Origin of the sequence: Caballeronia sp. NCF2, assembly GCF_023631205.1 — a bacterium.
GTDB lineage: Bacteria > Pseudomonadota > Gammaproteobacteria > Burkholderiales > Burkholderiaceae > Caballeronia > Caballeronia zhejiangensis.
This window is the reverse complement of sequence record NZ_JALQDN010000001.1, coordinates 397,613-413,820: the sequence shown is the minus strand read 5'-3', so window position 1 is coordinate 413,820 and position 16,208 is coordinate 397,613. Positions and strand designations below refer to the sequence as shown.

Below are 16,208 nucleotides of genomic sequence, written 5' to 3'. Positions count from 1 at the left end.
CTTGGCAGGCGGGTCGCGCTCGGCTGAGCGCGGTCTACGAGGTCATCGGCGCGGCATGTGGCCGGCCGCGCCGGCCGTCTGGCGCTCAGGCGGCGCTCGACGACGCGGACGCGCCCGCGGCGGGTTTGGCGGCATCCGAGGATGATGGCGTGCTCGCCGGCGTCGCGCTATCGCTCGAATTCGAGTTGCCGGAACCGGCCGAAGCGGCATCGTCCGATTTCGCCGCCGATGCGTCAGACGCGGCCGCGTTGCTCTTGTTGCCGGCATTGCTGTTTCCGCCACGGAAGTCGGTGACATACCAGCCTGAACCCTTCAACTGGAATCCGGCGGCAGTCACCTGCTTCGAAAAAGTGTCCTTCCCGCAGGCGGGACACTGCGTGAGCGGCGCATCGCTCAGTTTCTGAAGCACGTCTTTTTCGTGGCCGCAGTCGGCGCAACGGTACGCGTAAATCGGCATGGCACTCTTCCTACAATGATCTGTCGACGCTTGCAAAGCCTTGAATTATAGCCGCAAACCGATATTGGCCCGCCATTTTCGGGACCGCGGGCGCAAGATTAACCGCGCAATATTTCAGGGCGTCGGCGGCGAATTTCAAGCCGGCTGGCTCAGATTCGCCGCCACGTCATCCAGCGCTCGCGGCCGGCGAATACGGGTATCGAGTGGCTCACCTCGCGGTCTTCGATCAATTCGAAGTGCGGCGACAGCAGTGCATCCAGTTCGGCGCGCTCGATTCCGAAAGGCGGCCCTTTCGGCGTCGCTCCGATGAAAAAGAAGCCCGCCAGCAGCGCGCCGGGCGCAAGCAACGCCGCCATCCGGCTGGCGTAATCCTGCCAGCGGGTCTTCGGCAGCGCGCAGAGAAACGCGCGCTCGTAGATCCAATCCGGCGAAAACGGCGGCACATACGCAAAAAAATCCGCCTCTTCGACGACGCCCGCATGCGCGCCGAGTTGCGCGCGCGCCGCCTCGACAGCGGCCGGCGAGAAGTCGATTGCGCGGACCGGCCAGCCGCGTTCGGCAAGATGGAGCGCTTCGTACGCGCTGCCACAGCCCGGAATCAGCACACTCTGCGCACTGCGCGACGCGACGAAACTCTTGAACCTCTCCGGAACGCCGGCCTGATCCCACGGCGTGAAGTGCTGACCGAAACGTTCATCCCAGAAACCCGGAGAGTTCGGATCGCGGTTTTCGAAATCGGGAACGTTTGAGTTCGTCGGATCGCTCATGCTGCGCGCCCTCAGGGATGGAGCCAGAACTGCGCGATTACGAAGCCCGCGCCCGCCATCGCGACGACACCGGCAACGAGCACCGCGACGAGCAGGCGGTTCGTGCGCTTCTGCTCCGCAAGGAGCATTCGCATCAGTTCGTCGCTGCCGCTTTTCGGCGCGTCGTGGCGCTCCGCCAGAATATGGTGAATCAACCGCGGCAGCTGCGGAATCGTCTTGCTCCACTGCGGCGCTTCCATTTGAAGCCGCTCGTACCAGCCGCGCCAGCCGATCTGCTCGTTCATCCAGCGCTCGAGATACGGCTTGGCCGTTTTCCACAGATCCAGCTCCGGATCGAGCGAGCGCCCGAGTCCTTCGACGTTGAGCATCGTCTTTTGCAGAAGCACGAGTTGAGGCTGAATCTCGACATTGAAGCGTCGCGACGTCGAGAAAAGGCGCATCAGCACCTGCCCGAGCGAAATGTCCTTCAGCGCGCGATCGAAATAGGGCTCGCAGACCGCGCGGATCGCGCTTTCCAGTTCCTCGACGCGCGTGCTCGGCGGCACCCAGCCGGATTCGAGGTGCAGCGTCGCGACGCGGTGATAGTCGCGCTTGAAGAAGGCGAGGAAGTTCTGCGCGAGGTAGTTCTTGTCGAAGTCCGAAAGCGCCCCGACGATGCCGAAATCCAGCGCGATATAGCGCCCGAACGTCGCCGGATCGAGGCTCACCTGAATGTTGCCGGGATGCATGTCGGCGTGAAAGAAGCCGTCGCGGAACACTTGTGTGAAGAAAATCTCGACGCCTTCGCGCGCCAGCTTGGGAATATCGACGCCCGCGGCGCGCAAGGTCTCCACCTGGCTGATCGGCACGCCGACCATGCGCTCCATGACGAGCACCGTCGGCGCGGACAAGTCCCAGTACATCTCCGGCACGAGCAGCAGATCGAGCCCCTGGAAATTGCGGCGCAACTGGCTGCCGTTGGCGGCCTCGCGCATCAGATCGAGCTCGTCGTGCAGATATTTGTCGAACTCCGCGACCACTTCGCGCGGTTTCAGACGCCGGCCGTCCGCCCAGAGGCGCTCGGCCCACGTCGCGATGTCGCGCAGCAGGGCGAGGTCGGAGTCGATCACGGGCAGCATGCCCGGGCGCAACACCTTCACCGCGACGGCCTTTCCCGCGTGCTCGCCGTTCCTGATCTTCGCGAAATGCACCTGCGCGATCGACGCGCTCGCCACCGGCACGCGCTCGAAATCGTCGAACAATTCGTCGATGGGCGCACCGAGCGATTTCTCGATGATCGACACGGCCACCGCCGAATCGAACGGCGGCACCTGATCCTGAAGCTTGGCGAGCTCGTCGGCGACATCGACGGGCAGAAGATCGCGCCGCGTCGACAGCACTTGCCCGAACTTCACGAAGATGGGCCCGAGGCTTTCCAGCGCGAGCCGCAAGCGGATGCCGCGCTCGACGTCGAACCTGCGGCCGAACGTCGTGATACGCATGAGGTAGCGCACGCGACGATCGTCGATGCCGCTCATCACCAGCTCATCGAGACCGAATCGGACGATCGTGAAAAAAATCTTGAGGAAACGCAGAAAACGCATGGTTCGAATTTGCTTCAGCTCGTTATTCGTGCGAGTCGCGCACAGACTCGCCGCCGGATCGCGCTGAGGCGCCGCTCGCCGGCCGGGATTGTTCGGTTTGCCGTTCGATTCTTTCGATGCGCTTTTCGACGCGCGCCAGTGCATCGCGCGCTTTCGAAAGCTCGGCATTGAATGCGTCGAGCGCGCTCTTGCGCACGAGTTGCGGGCGCTCGTCGAGGAAATACTCGGTGAAGGTGTCAAGAAGATTGCGCCCGGTGCGCTGCGCCTGCTCCTGCACCGCCCGCGCGATGATGCCAACGCGATGCGCGGGCGCGTCGCCGATTACGCGCGCCAGTTCCTCTTCCGGATCCCAGCGCAGATGTTCGGCCAGCTTGGCGAGCGTCGTCGCGAATTCGGCGTCGCCCTCGATGCGAACGTGTTTCATCACCGCCGCCTGGCCGCCTTGCAGGAACGCGGGCAGCGCGTCGAGCGGCACGGCGATCGTCACGTCGAATGCGCCCGCTTCCGCTTCCGTGGTTGCCGCGAAGAGACCGTCCGGCTGCACGACGAGCGCGATCGAAACCGGCCCGCACGACAGCTTCACGCGCTTGCCTGCATAAGGCTTGAGCCGCTCGAGCGCCCAGGGCTCGCGCACGAGCAGATGGTTCACGGCGGCCGCGAATCCACTGGACGCGGTCTTCAAGGCGGGATTTGCTGCGGGACGGGCGGATTCGTCTGCGTTCGTCATCGGCTGTGAGATGAAAAAACCCGCGCGGGACACTTCTCGCGCGGGTTTCTATTCTACCTTCGCAACCGGCCATCACACCGACGGTTGCCGGCGCCCTGGCCATTCGGCCAAGGGCATGGTCAAGCTCAACTGACCTGCTGAATGCCCGCCAGCAGCCAGCCTTCGTTGCCCGACTTCTGCTTCGACAGGTTCCAGACCTCGACGAACGGTTCCGCCGCCGCCCCTTCCGACTCGCGGATCAGGCCGTGGAAGCGCACGCTCGCGAGATACTCGGACGCGCGGTCCTCGACACCGAGCACATCGGCGTTGAGCTGAACCACGTCGGTACGGTTCGGCGCGCTGCCGCGTGCGTCGACGTCGAGTTTCACCTCGGCGAACATCTCGGGCGTCGTGAACTCGCGGATGTCGTTGACGTTGCCGCGATCCCACGCGTCCTGCAAACGCACGAAGTAGACCTTCGCGTTACGCACGAATGCTTCGGTGTCGAAGCCCGCCGGCACGTTGGGATTCGCGACCGCTTGCGTCGCCGGCGATTCGATGTAGTTGGCACCGAAACCGGTCGGCTGCTGCGGCATTTGCGGCGGTTCCTGATTCAGGCTCTGGCGCGCGGCCGCGCCGTACGGCGAACCCGAAGCAGATCCGGCACCCGCGTATGCCGGCGTGTTGTTGCCCTGACGCTTGCGCATGATGAAGCGGAACAGCATGACGGCCGCCAGCACGATCAACGCGATCATGATCATGTTGGCCATCGCGCCGGCGAACGCCTCGCCCAGCCCGAAGTGCGACAGGAGCGCCGCGATGCCGAGACCCGCCGCGAGACCGGCGATCGGCCCGAGCCAGCGATTGCGCGCGGGTTGCGCCGCGGCGGGTGCGGCCGGCGCGGCCGGCGCGCGTTGTGCCTGCGCTGCGTTGTTCTGCTGCATCGATTGAGACTGCGAAGGCGGCGTCGCCTGATGCTGCTGCGTTGCCGTGGCCGACTGACGGCCCATGCTGCGGCCGCCGCCCATGCGCTTGGCTTCCGCCGTTTCCGCGAAGATTGCGCCGGCCGCAATAACGCCAGCCAGCGCCAAGATTCCGGCCTTCCTGAAGAAGAGGTTCAGGAAACCCCGGGATTGGGGTTTGCGCGAATCGAACATATCGAATCCTTAAGAGAGTGGAACATCAAAATTTGGTCCCGACGTGTAACGCTACCACGCCACCTGACAAATTGTAATATTCGACTCGATCCAGGCCCGCTTGTTCCATCATTGTTTTGAGAGTTTCCTGGTCCGGGTGCATGCGGATGGACTCGGCCAAGTACCGATAGCTATCCGCATCTTTGGCCACTTTTTCGCCAAGCCACGGCAAAATCTTGAAACTGTAGACATCGTACGGCTTCTTTAGCGGCTCCCATACTTTCGAAAATTCCAGCACGAGCAGCTTTCCACCGGGTTTCAGCACGCGCGTCATTTCGGCCAACGCGCGATCCTTGTGCGTCATGTTACGAAGACCGAAGGCAACTGTAACCACATTGAAATAATTGGCCGGGAACGGAATCTTTTCGGCGTCGCAGAGCAGCGCGGGCGTCAGCACGCCTTTGTCGATCAGCCGGTCGCGGCCTACGCGCAGCATCGATTCGTTGATGTCCGTGTGCCAGACTTCGCCGGTCTCGCCGGCCTGCTTGGCAAACGCCATCGCGAGATCGCCCGTGCCGCCGGCGATGTCCAGCACCTTGTAGCCCGGCCGCACCTTGGCCTGCCCGATCGTGAAGTGTTTCCAGATCCGATGCAGTCCGCCGGACATCAGGTCGTTCATCAAGTCGTAGTTGCCCGCGACGGAATGAAACACGCCCGCCACTTTCTTCGCCTTGTCCTGCTCTTCGACCGTTTCGTATCCGAAGTGGGTCTTGCTCATCGCGCGTTTTCCTCGCCTGTTGTTCGTTCTATGTCTGCGCAAAACTCGCGCCGGCTACGCGGCGTTATGCCGCAGCCCTATTGCTCAGTGACAGTGTCCGCCGGATGGTTTTGCGGCCATCGGCGCGTCTCGGTCCACGCCGGCGGCTTCCAGCTTCGCCAGATACTCGCGCCACAGTTCGTCCTGACGCGTCGCCAGGTCGTGCAGGATGTCCCAGGAATAGATGCCGGTATTGTGACCGTCCGAAAAATTGAGTTGCAGCGCATAGTGCCCGACCGGATCGACGCCGATGATCGTCACCTCGCGCTTGCCCGTCTGCAGCGTTTCCTGTCCGGGGCCGTGGCCCTGCACTTCGGCGGACGGCGAATAGACGCGCAGAAGCTCGAACGGCACGCGATACGACTCGTCGCCGTATTGCAGCTCCAGCACGCGCGATTTCGAATGCACGACGACGCCGGTGGGAATCGGCGTCGTGGAAGTGAGTCCGCTCATGATCTCGTCTTATTGATGGCCGAAGGCCTGGTTCAGCTCGTTGCGCACCTGTTCGCGCAAAAGCGTGGCCTGCGCGCGGCGCTTCGATAGCTGCGATTCGGACACCGTGCGCTGGCGCGGCGCCCAGATCGGCAGAGGAAAGCGGGAATCGTTGGAAAAGCGTGGAATGACGTGCCAGTGGACGTGCGGCACCTGATTGCCGAGACTTGCCAGATTGATCTTTTCCGGCACGAGCACGCGGCGCATCGCGCGCTCGACGCCGTTGACGGCGGTCATCACGCGCACGCGGTCGGCATCCGGCAAATCGGACATTTCGGCGACGTGCGCGCCCCAGATCACGCGACACAAGCCCGGCCAGTCGGGCTCATCGGCAAGGACGACGCGCAACGTGTCGTCCGACCACAGCACTTCGCCGCCGTCTTCACGGCAAAACACACAGTCCATCTCATACCTCTAGCGAATCAAACCTCGATTTCGCTATTACACCAGCACGCGCTCGATACCGCCATTGTTCGCGCGTTCGACGTACTGTTCCATCCAGTTTTCGCCGAGCACCTTGCGCGCCATTTCCACGACGATATAGTCCGCCTCGACGTTGGCGTCCTCGTTGTAGCGCGACAGACCTTGCAGGCACGACGGGCAGCTGGTCAGGATTTTCACGTCCGTGCCGTTGGTCTGCGCGCCATCGCCTGCGGAGAGCACCGAACCGGGCGCCGCGCCGGCCGAGCCCGCAGACGCGTTCATCGGATTGATCGCGTTCGAGCCCGCTTCCGCGACGAGCGGAATGCCGCGCAACTTGGCCGCGCCCTTGCGAATCTCTTCTTCCTTGCGGAAGCGCACTTGCGTCGAGATGTCCGGACGCGTGACCGCCAGCGTGCCCGATTCGCCGCAGCATCGATCGTTCTTCTCGATCTTGTAGCCGTCGTTCTGCGAACCCATCAGATCGTTGACGAGCTTGACCGGGTCCATCGTCTTGATCGGCGAGTGACACGGATCGTGATACATGTAGCGCGTGCCGGTCACGCCGTCGAGCTTCATGTTCTTCTCGAGCAGGAACTCGTGAATGTCGATGATCCGGCAGCCCGGGAAGATCTTCTCGAATTCATAGCCCGCGAGCTGGTCGTAGCACGTTCCGCACGACACGACCACGGTCTTGATATCGAGATAGTTCAGCGTATTCGCGACGCGATGGAACAGCACGCGATTGTCGGTGACGATCTTCTCGGCCTTGTCGTACTGGCCGGAACCGCGCTGCGGATAGCCGCAGCACAGATAGCCCGGCGGCAGCACGGTCTGCACGCCCGCTTCCCACAACATCGCTTGCGTCGCGAGCCCGACTTGCGAGAAGAGACGTTCCGAGCCGCAGCCGGGGAAATAGAACACGGCTTCCGAATCGACGGTGGTCGTCTGCGGATTGCGGATGATCGGAACGATCTTGTTGTCCTCGATATCCAGCAGCGCGCGCGCCGTCTTCTTCGGCAAATTGCCCGGCATCTTCTTGTTGACGAAGTGGATCACCTGCGTCACGACCGGCGGCTTGCCGACCGTCGCGGGCGGCTGCGCCGTCTGCTTCTTGACGATCTTCTTCAGCACATCGTTGCCGAAACGCTGCGCCTTGTAGCCGAAGTCCATCATCACGTTGCGCGCGAGATTGATGGTCTGCGGATTGGTCGCGTTCAGGAAGAACATGCCCGCCGCGTTGCCGGCGTTGAACTTCTTCTTGCCCATCTTGCGCAGCAGATTGCGCATGTTCATCGACACGTCGCCGAAATCGATCTTCACCGGACACGGCGTCACGCACTTGTGACAGACCGTGCAGTGATCGGCGACGTCGTTGAACTCGTCCCAGTGCTTGATCGACACGCCGCGGCGCGTCTGCTCTTCGTACAGGAACGCTTCGACGAGCAGCGACGTCGCGAGAATCTTGTTGCGCGGGCTGTAGAGCAGGTTCGCGCGCGGCACGTGCGTCGCGCAGACCGGCTTGCACTTGCCGCAGCGCAGGCAGTCCTTGATCGACTCGGAAATCGCGCCGATATCCGACTGCTGCATGATGATCGACTCGTAGCCCATCAGCCCGAACGACGGCGTGTAGGCGTTGCGCAGATCGGCGCCGTCGAACAGCTTGCCCTTGTTGAAGCGGCCATGCGGATCGACGCGCTGCTTGTACGCGCGGAAATCGCCGATTTCGTCTTCGGTCAGGAATTCCAGCTTCGTGATGCCGATGCCGTGCTCGCCCGAGATCACGCCGTCCAGCGAACGCGCGAGCTTCATGATGCGCGCGACCGCGTGATGCGCGTCCTGCAGCATCGCGTAGTTGTCGGAGTTGACGGGAATGTTCGTGTGCACGTTGCCATCGCCCGCATGCATGTGCAGCGCGACGAAGACGCGCCCGCGCAGCACTTGCTTGTGGATGGCCTGCGCTTCGTCGAGGATCGGCTTGAACTCGCCGCCGTTGAAGATCTGGCGCAGTTCCGCGCGGATTTCCTGCTTCCACGACACGCGCACCGTACGGTCCTGCGCGACATGGAACACGTTGGCGTCAGGCTGAATGTCGACGCGATCCGCGAACTTTTCCGCGAGCGCTTCGTAGCCCAGATTGACGAGATAGTGCTGCGCCTCGCGCAAGGACATGTCGAGCTTGTCGCCGACGAACGTCCAGCGCTCACGCACGCGCTTCAGCAGATCGAGCGCCTGCTGCACGCGGTCTTCGAGCAGTTCGGCGCTCGGAATTTCGTTCGCGTCGTCGGACTTGCCGAGCGGCAGCTTGCCGTTGCGGAAGAACGCTTCGAGCGCGTCGACGAGTTGCAGCTTGTTCTTCAGCGACAACTCGATGTTGATGCGCTCGATGCCGTCCGTGTACTCGCCCATGCGATTGAGCGGAATCACGACGTCTTCGTTGATCTTGAACGCGTTCGTGTGCTTCGCGATGGCGGCCGTGCGCGAGCGGTCGAGCCAGAAACGCTTGCGCGCCTCGGCGTTCACCGCGACGAAGCCTTCGCCGCTCTTGCCGTTCGCCATGCGCACGACTTCCGATGTGGCGGCGGCGACGGCATCGGCGTCATTGCCGACGATATCGCCGATCAGCACCATCTTCGGAAACGCGTTGCGCTTGCTCTTGGTCGCGTAGCCGACCGCGCGCAGATAGCGTTCGTCGAGATGTTCGAGGCCGGCGAGGATCGCGCCGCCCTGCTTCGACGTCTCGAACAGATAGTCCTTGATTTCGACGATGCTCGGAATCGCATCGCGCGCCTGGCCGAAGAATTCGAGGCAGACGGTGCGCGTATGCGCGGGCATCTTGTGCAAAATCCAGCGCGCGGACGTAATGAGACCGTCGCAGCCTTCCTTCTGCACGCCGGGCAGCCCGGCGAGGAATTTATCGGTGACGTCCTTGCCGAGCCCTTCCTTGCGGAACGTGCGCCCGGCGATGTCGAGGCTTTCGGTGCGCAGCAGCTTCTCGCCCGGCGGACGATTGCCGTCGAACCAGTCGAGCCGGAAACGCGCCACTTCGACGTCGTGAATCTTGCCGCAGTTGTGATCGAGACGCGTGACTTCGAGCCAGTTGCCTTCCGGATCGACCATGCGCCACCACGCGAGGTTGTCGAGCGCCGTGCCCCACAACACCGCCTTCTTGCCGCCCGCGTTCATCGCGACATTGCCGCCGACGCACGACGCATCGAGCGAAGTCGGATCGACGGCGAACACGAAGCCCGCCTGCTCCGCCGCTTCGGTGACGCGCCGCGTGACCACGCCCGCGCCGGAGAAAATCGTCGCGACCTTGTGATCGACGCCCGGCAGATCCGTCATTTCGACGGGACCGAGCTGTTCCAGCTTTTCCGTGTTGATGACCGCCGAAAACGGCGTGAGCGGAATCGCGCCGCCGGTGTAGCCGGTGCCGCCGCCGCGCGGAATAACGGTGAGCCCGAGTTCGAAGCACGCCTTGATGAGTCCGGCGATTTCGGCTTCGGTGTCCGGCGTCAGCACGACGAACGGGTATTCGACGCGCCAGTCGGTTGCATCGGTGACGTGCGCGACGCGCGACAGGCCGTCGAACTTGATGTTGTCCTTCTGCGTTTCCTTGCCCAGAACACGCGACGCGCGGCGGCGCAAGTCGGCCATGCGGCCGAACTCGGCGGCGAAATCATCGACGGCGCGGCGCGCGGCGGCGACCAGCAACTGCACGCGCTCGGCGCGTTCGCGGCTGCCGGCTTCGTCGCTATGCGCGGTGAGATCGGCGCTGCGGCGCTTTTCGATTTCGGCGAGACGGTGATTCAGCGCTTCGACGAGCAGCGCCCGGCGTTTCGGATTGTCGAGCAGGTCATCCTGCAGATACGGATTGCGCCGCACGACCCAGATGTCGCCGAGCACTTCGTACAGCATGCGCGCCGAACGGCCGGTGCGGCGCTCGTTGCGCAGTTCGTCGAGCACGGCCCAGGCTTCGTCGCCGAGGAGCCGCATGACGATTTCACGATCGGAAAACGACGTGTAGTTATAGGGAATTTCGCGGAGACGCGGCTCGATATCGAGCGCCAAGGCGGCATGGGCGCCGTTCGGATCGAAGGCTTGAGGTGCGTTCATGTTCGACGGTTCGGTGTGCCGGCGCTCGCGCTAGAAAAGCGGAAATGCCGGCGATGCGCGTGGGGGCGCAAATTTTCGAATGAAACTTCTCTTGGCGAAGGCCGCCGGGCTCGTCACAGCGCCTTCGGTGTGCCCTGGATCAACGCCACGATCGCGCGTGGCGCGCATGCCTTTCCGCCGCGGGATGCGACTCGCGGGAAACATGCGCCAGAAAATCGATCCGAAGCTGCCGGTGCATCTGCCGATCCTGATTGCTGATTCGTAAAAGGAAATTCTAACCCATCGGGCAAACGCGCGTTTGCGGGCGCTAGCAGCGAGAAGGGGCTTTTGCGTGCGGATTCGCGACGCGTTCATGTCATTTTCGACGCTTTTTTACACGACCGTCCGGACGGTCGAAGCACACGGCGCGCCCGGAACGCGCGCGGATGGCGCTATCATTGATGCTTTCGCTCTCAAAAACCTGCGCGCATCGCGGCCGCCTGACGATTTCTCGCATGACACATCCCGACTACCTGAAAAAAGTGCTGACCGCGCGCGTGTACGACGTCGCGCGTGAAAGCGAGCTCGAACCCGCGCGCAACCTGTCCGCGCGCCTGCGCAACTCCGTGTTCCTCAAGCGCGAGGACAATCAGCCGGTTTTCTCGTTCAAGATTCGGGGCGCCTATAACAAGATGGCGCAGCTCCCGGCAGATGTGCTCGCACGCGGCGTGATTACGGCGTCGGCGGGCAACCACGCGCAGGGCGTGGCGCTGTCGGCGGCGCGGCTCGGCTGCCGCGCGGTGATCGCCGTGCCGACGACGACGCCTCAAGTGAAGATCGACGCTATTCGCGCGCACGGCGGCCCGACGGTCGAAATCGTGCTCGCGGGCGAGTCGTACAGCGACGCCTACGCGCGCGCCGTGCAGCTTCAGGAAGAGCGCGGCCTGACCTTCGTGCATCCGTTCGACGATCCGGACGTGATCGCCGGACAAGGCACGGTGGCGATGGAAATCCTGCGCCAGCATCAGGGTCCGATCCACGCGATCTTCTGCCCGATCGGCGGCGGCGGGCTGGCTGCGGGCGTCGCGGCGTACATCAAGGCGGTGCGCCCGGAGATCAAGGTGATCGGCGTGCAGACCGAGGATTCCTGCGCGATGGCGCAGTCGATCAAGGCGGGCGAGCGCGTGACGCTCTCCGAAGTCGGCCTGTTTTCGGACGGCACGGCGGTGAAGCTCGTCGGCGAGGAAACGTTCCGGCTGTGCAACGAGTTGCTCGATGAAGTCATCACCGTCGATACCGATGCCCTTTGCGCCGCGATCAAGGATGTCTTCCAGGACACGCGGAGCGTGCTCGAACCCGCCGGCTCGCTCGCGGTCGCGGGCGCGAAGCTGTACGCGGAGCGCGAGGGCATCGAGGGCAAGACGCTCATCGCGGTGACGTCGGGCGCGAACATGAACTTCGACCGCATGCGCTTCGTCGCGGAGCGCGCGGAAGTCGGCGAGGCGCGCGAGGCCGTGTTCGCCGTGACGATTCCCGAAGAGCGCGGCAGCTTCCGGCGCTTCTGCGAGCTCGTCGGCACACGCAGCGTGACCGAGTTCAATTACCGCATCGCCGATGAAAGAGCCGCGCATATCTTCGTCGGCGTGCAGATCAAGTCGCGCAAGGAAACCGCGCAGATGATGTCGTCGTTCATCGAGCATGGTTTCGCGACCGTCGACCTTTCGCACGATGAGCTCTCGAAGCAGCACATTCGCTACATGGTCGGCGGACATTCGCCGCTCGCGCGCGACGAACGTCTGTTGCGCTTCGAGTTTCCGGAACGTCCGGGCGCGCTGATGAAGTTCCTTTCGTCGATGGCGCCCGACTGGAACATCAGCCTGTTCCATTACCGGAATCAGGGCGCGGATTACAGCTCGATTCTCGTCGGCATTCAGGTGCCGCAGTCGGACAACGCGGAGTTCGAGCGCTTCCTCGCGACGCTCGGCTATCCGTGGTGGGACGAAGGCGCGAATCCGGTCTACAAGCTGTTTCTGGCGTAAATCGAAATGCCGAAGTTCACGCTCGAAGACAAGCTCGTCGTCGCGATTTCGTCGCGCGCGCTGTTCGATTTCGAGGAAGAGAACCGCGTCTTCGAGACCGGCGATCTCGCGCAATACGAAGCGCTGCAACGCTCGCGGCTCGACACGCCCGCGAAACCCGGCGTCGCGTTCGGGCTGATCCGCAAGCTGCTCGCGCTGAACGCGGATGAACAGCGCGTCGAAGTGGTGATCCTGTCGCGCAGCGATCCGATCAGCGGGCTGCGCGCGTTTCATTCGTGCCGCGAACACGGACTTGCGATCGAGCGCGGCGTGTTCACGCGCGGCCGTTCGCCGTTTGCGTATCTGAAACCGTTGCGGGCGTCGCTGTTTCTATCGGCGAATCCGGACGATGTGCGCGACGCGCTCGCCGCCGGTTTTCCCGCCGCGCGCGTGCTGCCGGAAACGCCGCGCGCCGCGAGCCGTTACGCGGACGAGATCCGCATCGCGTTCGATGGCGACGCCGTGCTCTTTTCCGACGAAGCCGAGCGCGTGTTTCAAAGCGATGGTTTACATGCGTTCGTCGGGCATGAATTGGACAAACGCGAGTCGCCGCTGCCGGACGGTCCGCTTAAGCCGCTGCTCGCCGCGCTCAACAAATTGCAGCGCATCGCCGACGATCACGACGATCAGCCGATGCACATCCGCACGGCGCTCGTCACCGCGCGGTCCGCGCCGGCGCACGAGCGCGCGATCCGCACGCTGATGGCGTGGAACATCGAAATCGACGAAGCGATGTTTCTCGGCGGACTCGACAAGGGAGAATTCCTGCGCGAATTCGAGCCCGACTTTTTCTTCGACGATCAAATTCGCCACTGCGAATCGGCTCGCGTCGTCACCGCGACGGGGCACGTTCTCAGCGGCATAGCGAACGCATCATGACACCCGATCAATCTCCGCTCGGCAAGCCCGTCCATTACACCGAACAGTACGATGCGTCGCTGCTGTTTCCGATCGACCGCAAGCGCGCGCGCGATGCGATCGCCGTGCCCGCGCGTCTGCCGTTCTTCGGCACGGATATCTGGAACGCGTATGAGCTGTCATGGCTGAACAAGCGCGGCAAGCCGCAGATCGCGGTCGCGACGTTCTTCGTGCCGGCGGATTCGCCGAACATCGTGGAATCGAAGTCGTTCAAGCTGTATCTCGGCTCGTTCGCGCAGACGCAATTCGATTCGATCGACGACGTGCGCGCGGCAATCAAGCGCGATGTGTCCGCCGTCTGCGGCGCGACCGTTTCGGTGCAACTCGCCGCGCCGGCCGATTTCGGCAAGCTCACGATGGAAGAGTTCGATGGTTTGTCGCTCGACCGGCTCGATCTCGATTGCGATGTTTTCTCGCCGGATCCTTCGTTATTGAAGGCCGCGCACGATGAAGCGCCCGTCGACGAGACGTTGTTTTCGAACCTGTTGAAATCGAATTGCCCGGTTACGGGACAGCCGGACTGGGGCAGCGTGCAGATCCGCTATTACGGCGGGCAGATCGATCACGCGGGATTGCTGCGGTATATCGTGTCTTACCGCGAACATACGGGGTTTCATGAGCAATGCGTCGAGCGCATCTTCATGGACATCATGCGGGAGTGCAAACCGGAACGGCTCGCGGTGTATGCGCGTTATACGAGGCGCGGCGGGCTGGATATCAATCCGTTCAGAACGAATTTCAACTTGCCGATGCCGGATAATGCGCGGCTGGCGCGGCAGTGAATAACGACGCGGCTCTGCTTCACAGGCATCAGAGCCGCGATCGCATGTTCGCCTTCTTACGCCTTCTTATAAGCCACGCAATCCACCTCGACCTTGCAGTCGATCACCATCGACGACACCACGCAAGCCCGCGCCGGCGGATTCGCGCCGAAGTACTCCTTGAACACCTTGTTGAACGACGCGAAATCGCGCGGATCGTCCAGCCACACGCCGCAGCGCACGACGTGCTCGGTGCCGTAACCCGCCTCCTTCAGAATCGCGATGACGTTCTGAATCGCCTTGTGCGATTGCTCGACGATGCCGCCGTTGATCACTTCGCCATCTTCCATCGGCGTCTGGCCCGACACGAACAGCCAGCCATCGGCCTCGACCGCGCGTGCGAACGGCATATGCGCGCCGCCTTGTCCCTTGCCACCTTCCACGCCATAACGCTTCATCTTTCAGACTCCTTTTCCTGACTCGAATCAGTGCTCAAAACGCGCCGGCCGCATCCAGCTTGGATGCCGAACCGCGCGCCACGAAACGTCCCGCTCGCGCGCCGGTCACGGCCTGCTCGCGATACGTCAAAACGCCATTCACCCACACCGCGTCGATGCCGTCCGCCGCCTGCTGCGGATTCGCGAACGTCGCCGAATCGATCACGCGCTCCGGATCGAACACGACCAGATCCGCGTGATAGCCGACCTTCACTTCGCCGCGCTCCGCGATGCTGAAACGCCGCGCCGACAGGCTCGTCATCTTGCGCACGGCTTCTTCGAGCGTCAGCACGCCTTCGTCGCGCGCATAGTGGCCGAGCACGCGCGGAAACGCGCCCCACAAACGCGGATGCGGCAGCGGATCGTTCGGCAAACCGTCCGAACCGACCATCGTCGCGGGATGCGAAAGAATGCGCCGCACGTCGTCTTCCGACATGTTGTGATACACCGCGCCCGCCGGCTGCAAGCGCTTCGCCGCTTCCTGCTGCGTCACCTTCCATTCGTCGGCGACTTCGCGGATCAGCTTGCCGGCCATCTCCGGATGCGGCGTCGACCAGGTGATCGTGATGTCGATATCGCCCGTCACCTGCTTCAAGTCCAGCGTCGATGAACTGCGGTTATACGGATAACAATCGCATCCGACCGGCTGCCCGTCGCGCGTCGCTTCGATCGACTTGAGCACTTCCGCGCTGCGTCCCCAGTTCGACGGCCCCGCGCACTTCAGATGCGAAATCACCACCGGCACGCGTGCATGACGCCCGACGCGATACGCCTCGTCCATCGCGTCGAGAATGGCGTCGAACTCGGTTCGCATGTGCGTCGTGTAGAGCGCGCCCGCTTTCGCGAGCGGCTCGGCGAGCGCCTGCACTTCCTCGGGCGGCGCGCTGAACGCCGAGCCATACGCCAATCCGCTCGACAATCCGAGCGCGCCGTTACCCAGCGCTTCTTCGAGCTGCGCGCGCATCGCGGCGACTTCATCGGCGGACGCGCCGCGATCCAGCCGGTCCATATGATTGTTGCGCAGCGCCGTATGGCCGATGAGCGCGCCGACATTCACCGTCGGGCGCGCGGCATTCACGGCATCGACGTAAGACGCGAAAGTCGGGTACGCGAACGCGGCGGCGTCACCGAGCAGGTTCATCGGATCGGGCGGATCGCCCTTCAGCGTCACCGGCGACGCGCTGATCCCGCAATTGCCGACGATCACCGTCGTCACGCCCTGCGTGATCTTCGGCATCATCTGCGGCGAGCGGATCACGTGCGTGTCGTCGTGCGTGTGGACGTCGATGAAACCGGGCGCGAGCACTTTGCCTTGCGCGTCGAACACGTCGTCGGCGGTCCAGTCCGCGAGACCGCCCGGCGCCTCGATCGCAACGATGCGTCCGTCGCGCACGGCGACATCGCGTTCGACGGCGGGCGCGCCCGTGCCGTCGATCACGCGCGCGCCGACGATCAGCGTGTCGGCCTTCAACGATTCCATG

At 63.4% G+C, this 16,208-nt stretch carries 14 protein-coding genes; 3 read left to right on the top strand and 11 right to left on the bottom strand.

Going from position 1 to position 16,208, the window contains the following annotated elements:
- Window positions 1–85: 85 nt before the first annotated feature.
- From NCS02_RS02010 to NCS02_RS01970, 9 genes are all read right to left on the bottom strand, one after another.
- Window positions 86–457: an FmdB family zinc ribbon protein gene (locus NCS02_RS02010; protein WP_008351617.1), complete on the bottom strand. Its 372-nt coding sequence runs from the start codon at window positions 455–457 to the stop codon at window positions 86–88.
- 149 nt (window positions 458–606) lie between these two features.
- Window positions 607–1,224 carry a methyltransferase gene (locus NCS02_RS02005; protein WP_250519295.1) on the bottom strand — a complete coding sequence of 206 codons (618 nt, stop codon included), beginning with the start codon at window positions 1,222–1,224 and terminating at the stop codon, window positions 607–609.
- 11 nt (window positions 1,225–1,235) lie between these two features.
- Complete coding sequence (ubiB, locus tag NCS02_RS02000) at window positions 1,236–2,807, bottom strand: ubiquinone biosynthesis regulatory protein kinase UbiB (RefSeq protein WP_008351622.1); 1,572 nt, start codon at window positions 2,805–2,807, stop codon at window positions 1,236–1,238.
- Window positions 2,808–2,829: 22 nt separating this feature from the next.
- The gene (locus NCS02_RS01995; protein WP_502799840.1) at window positions 2,830–3,534 is read right to left on the bottom strand and encodes a ubiquinone biosynthesis accessory factor UbiJ; all 705 of its coding nucleotides are present in this window, start codon (window positions 3,532–3,534) and stop codon (window positions 2,830–2,832) included.
- 125 nt (window positions 3,535–3,659) lie between these two features.
- Window positions 3,660–4,670: a Tim44 domain-containing protein gene (locus NCS02_RS01990; protein ID WP_008351625.1), complete on the bottom strand. Its 1,011-nt coding sequence runs from the start codon at window positions 4,668–4,670 to the stop codon at window positions 3,660–3,662.
- 25 nt (window positions 4,671–4,695) lie between these two features.
- Window positions 4,696–5,427 (bottom strand): bifunctional demethylmenaquinone methyltransferase/2-methoxy-6-polyprenyl-1,4-benzoquinol methylase UbiE, encoded by a 732-nt coding sequence (ubiE, locus tag NCS02_RS01985; protein ID WP_008351628.1) that lies wholly within the window; start codon window positions 5,425–5,427, stop codon window positions 4,696–4,698.
- Window positions 5,428–5,511: 84 nt separating this feature from the next.
- Entirely contained in the window at window positions 5,512–5,919 is a 408-nt protein-coding gene (locus NCS02_RS01980; RefSeq protein WP_008351631.1) for a gamma-butyrobetaine hydroxylase family protein, read from the bottom strand.
- A 9-nt stretch (window positions 5,920–5,928) separates the two neighbouring features.
- The gene (locus NCS02_RS01975; protein ID WP_008351633.1) at window positions 5,929–6,363 is read right to left on the bottom strand and encodes an HIT family protein; all 435 of its coding nucleotides are present in this window, start codon (window positions 6,361–6,363) and stop codon (window positions 5,929–5,931) included.
- A 36-nt stretch (window positions 6,364–6,399) separates the two neighbouring features.
- Window positions 6,400–10,494, bottom strand: a complete 4,095-nt coding sequence (locus NCS02_RS01970) for a DUF3683 domain-containing protein (RefSeq protein ID WP_034470575.1) — start codon at window positions 10,492–10,494, stop codon at window positions 6,400–6,402.
- A gap of 494 nt (window positions 10,495–10,988) precedes the next feature.
- On the opposite strand from NCS02_RS01970, the gene ilvA reads away from it, so the two are divergent.
- The 3 genes from ilvA to queF are packed head-to-tail and all read left to right on the top strand — an operon-like array spanning window position 10,989 to window position 14,251.
- Window positions 10,989–12,512 (top strand): threonine ammonia-lyase, biosynthetic, encoded by a 1,524-nt coding sequence (ilvA, locus tag NCS02_RS01965; RefSeq protein WP_008351636.1) that lies wholly within the window; start codon window positions 10,989–10,991, stop codon window positions 12,510–12,512.
- A gap of 6 nt (window positions 12,513–12,518) precedes the next feature.
- Window positions 12,519–13,430 (top strand): 5'-nucleotidase, encoded by a 912-nt coding sequence (locus NCS02_RS01960; protein ID WP_008351638.1) that lies wholly within the window; start codon window positions 12,519–12,521, stop codon window positions 13,428–13,430.
- Window positions 13,427–14,251 (top strand): NADPH-dependent 7-cyano-7-deazaguanine reductase QueF, encoded by an 825-nt coding sequence (gene queF, locus NCS02_RS01955; RefSeq protein ID WP_008351640.1) that lies wholly within the window; start codon window positions 13,427–13,429, stop codon window positions 14,249–14,251. Before NCS02_RS01960 ends, queF begins: the two co-directional genes overlap by 4 nt.
- 56 nt (window positions 14,252–14,307) lie before the next feature.
- Here the strand turns inward: queF and NCS02_RS01950 are convergent, their stop codons facing one another.
- Window positions 14,308–14,688, bottom strand: a complete 381-nt coding sequence (locus NCS02_RS01950) for a RidA family protein (protein WP_008351642.1) — start codon at window positions 14,686–14,688, stop codon at window positions 14,308–14,310.
- Between the two features lie 34 nt (window positions 14,689–14,722).
- Entirely contained in the window at window positions 14,723–16,207 is a 1,485-nt protein-coding gene (locus NCS02_RS01945; protein WP_034470570.1) for an N-acyl-D-amino-acid deacylase family protein, read from the bottom strand.
- Window position 16,208 lies beyond the last annotated feature (1 nt).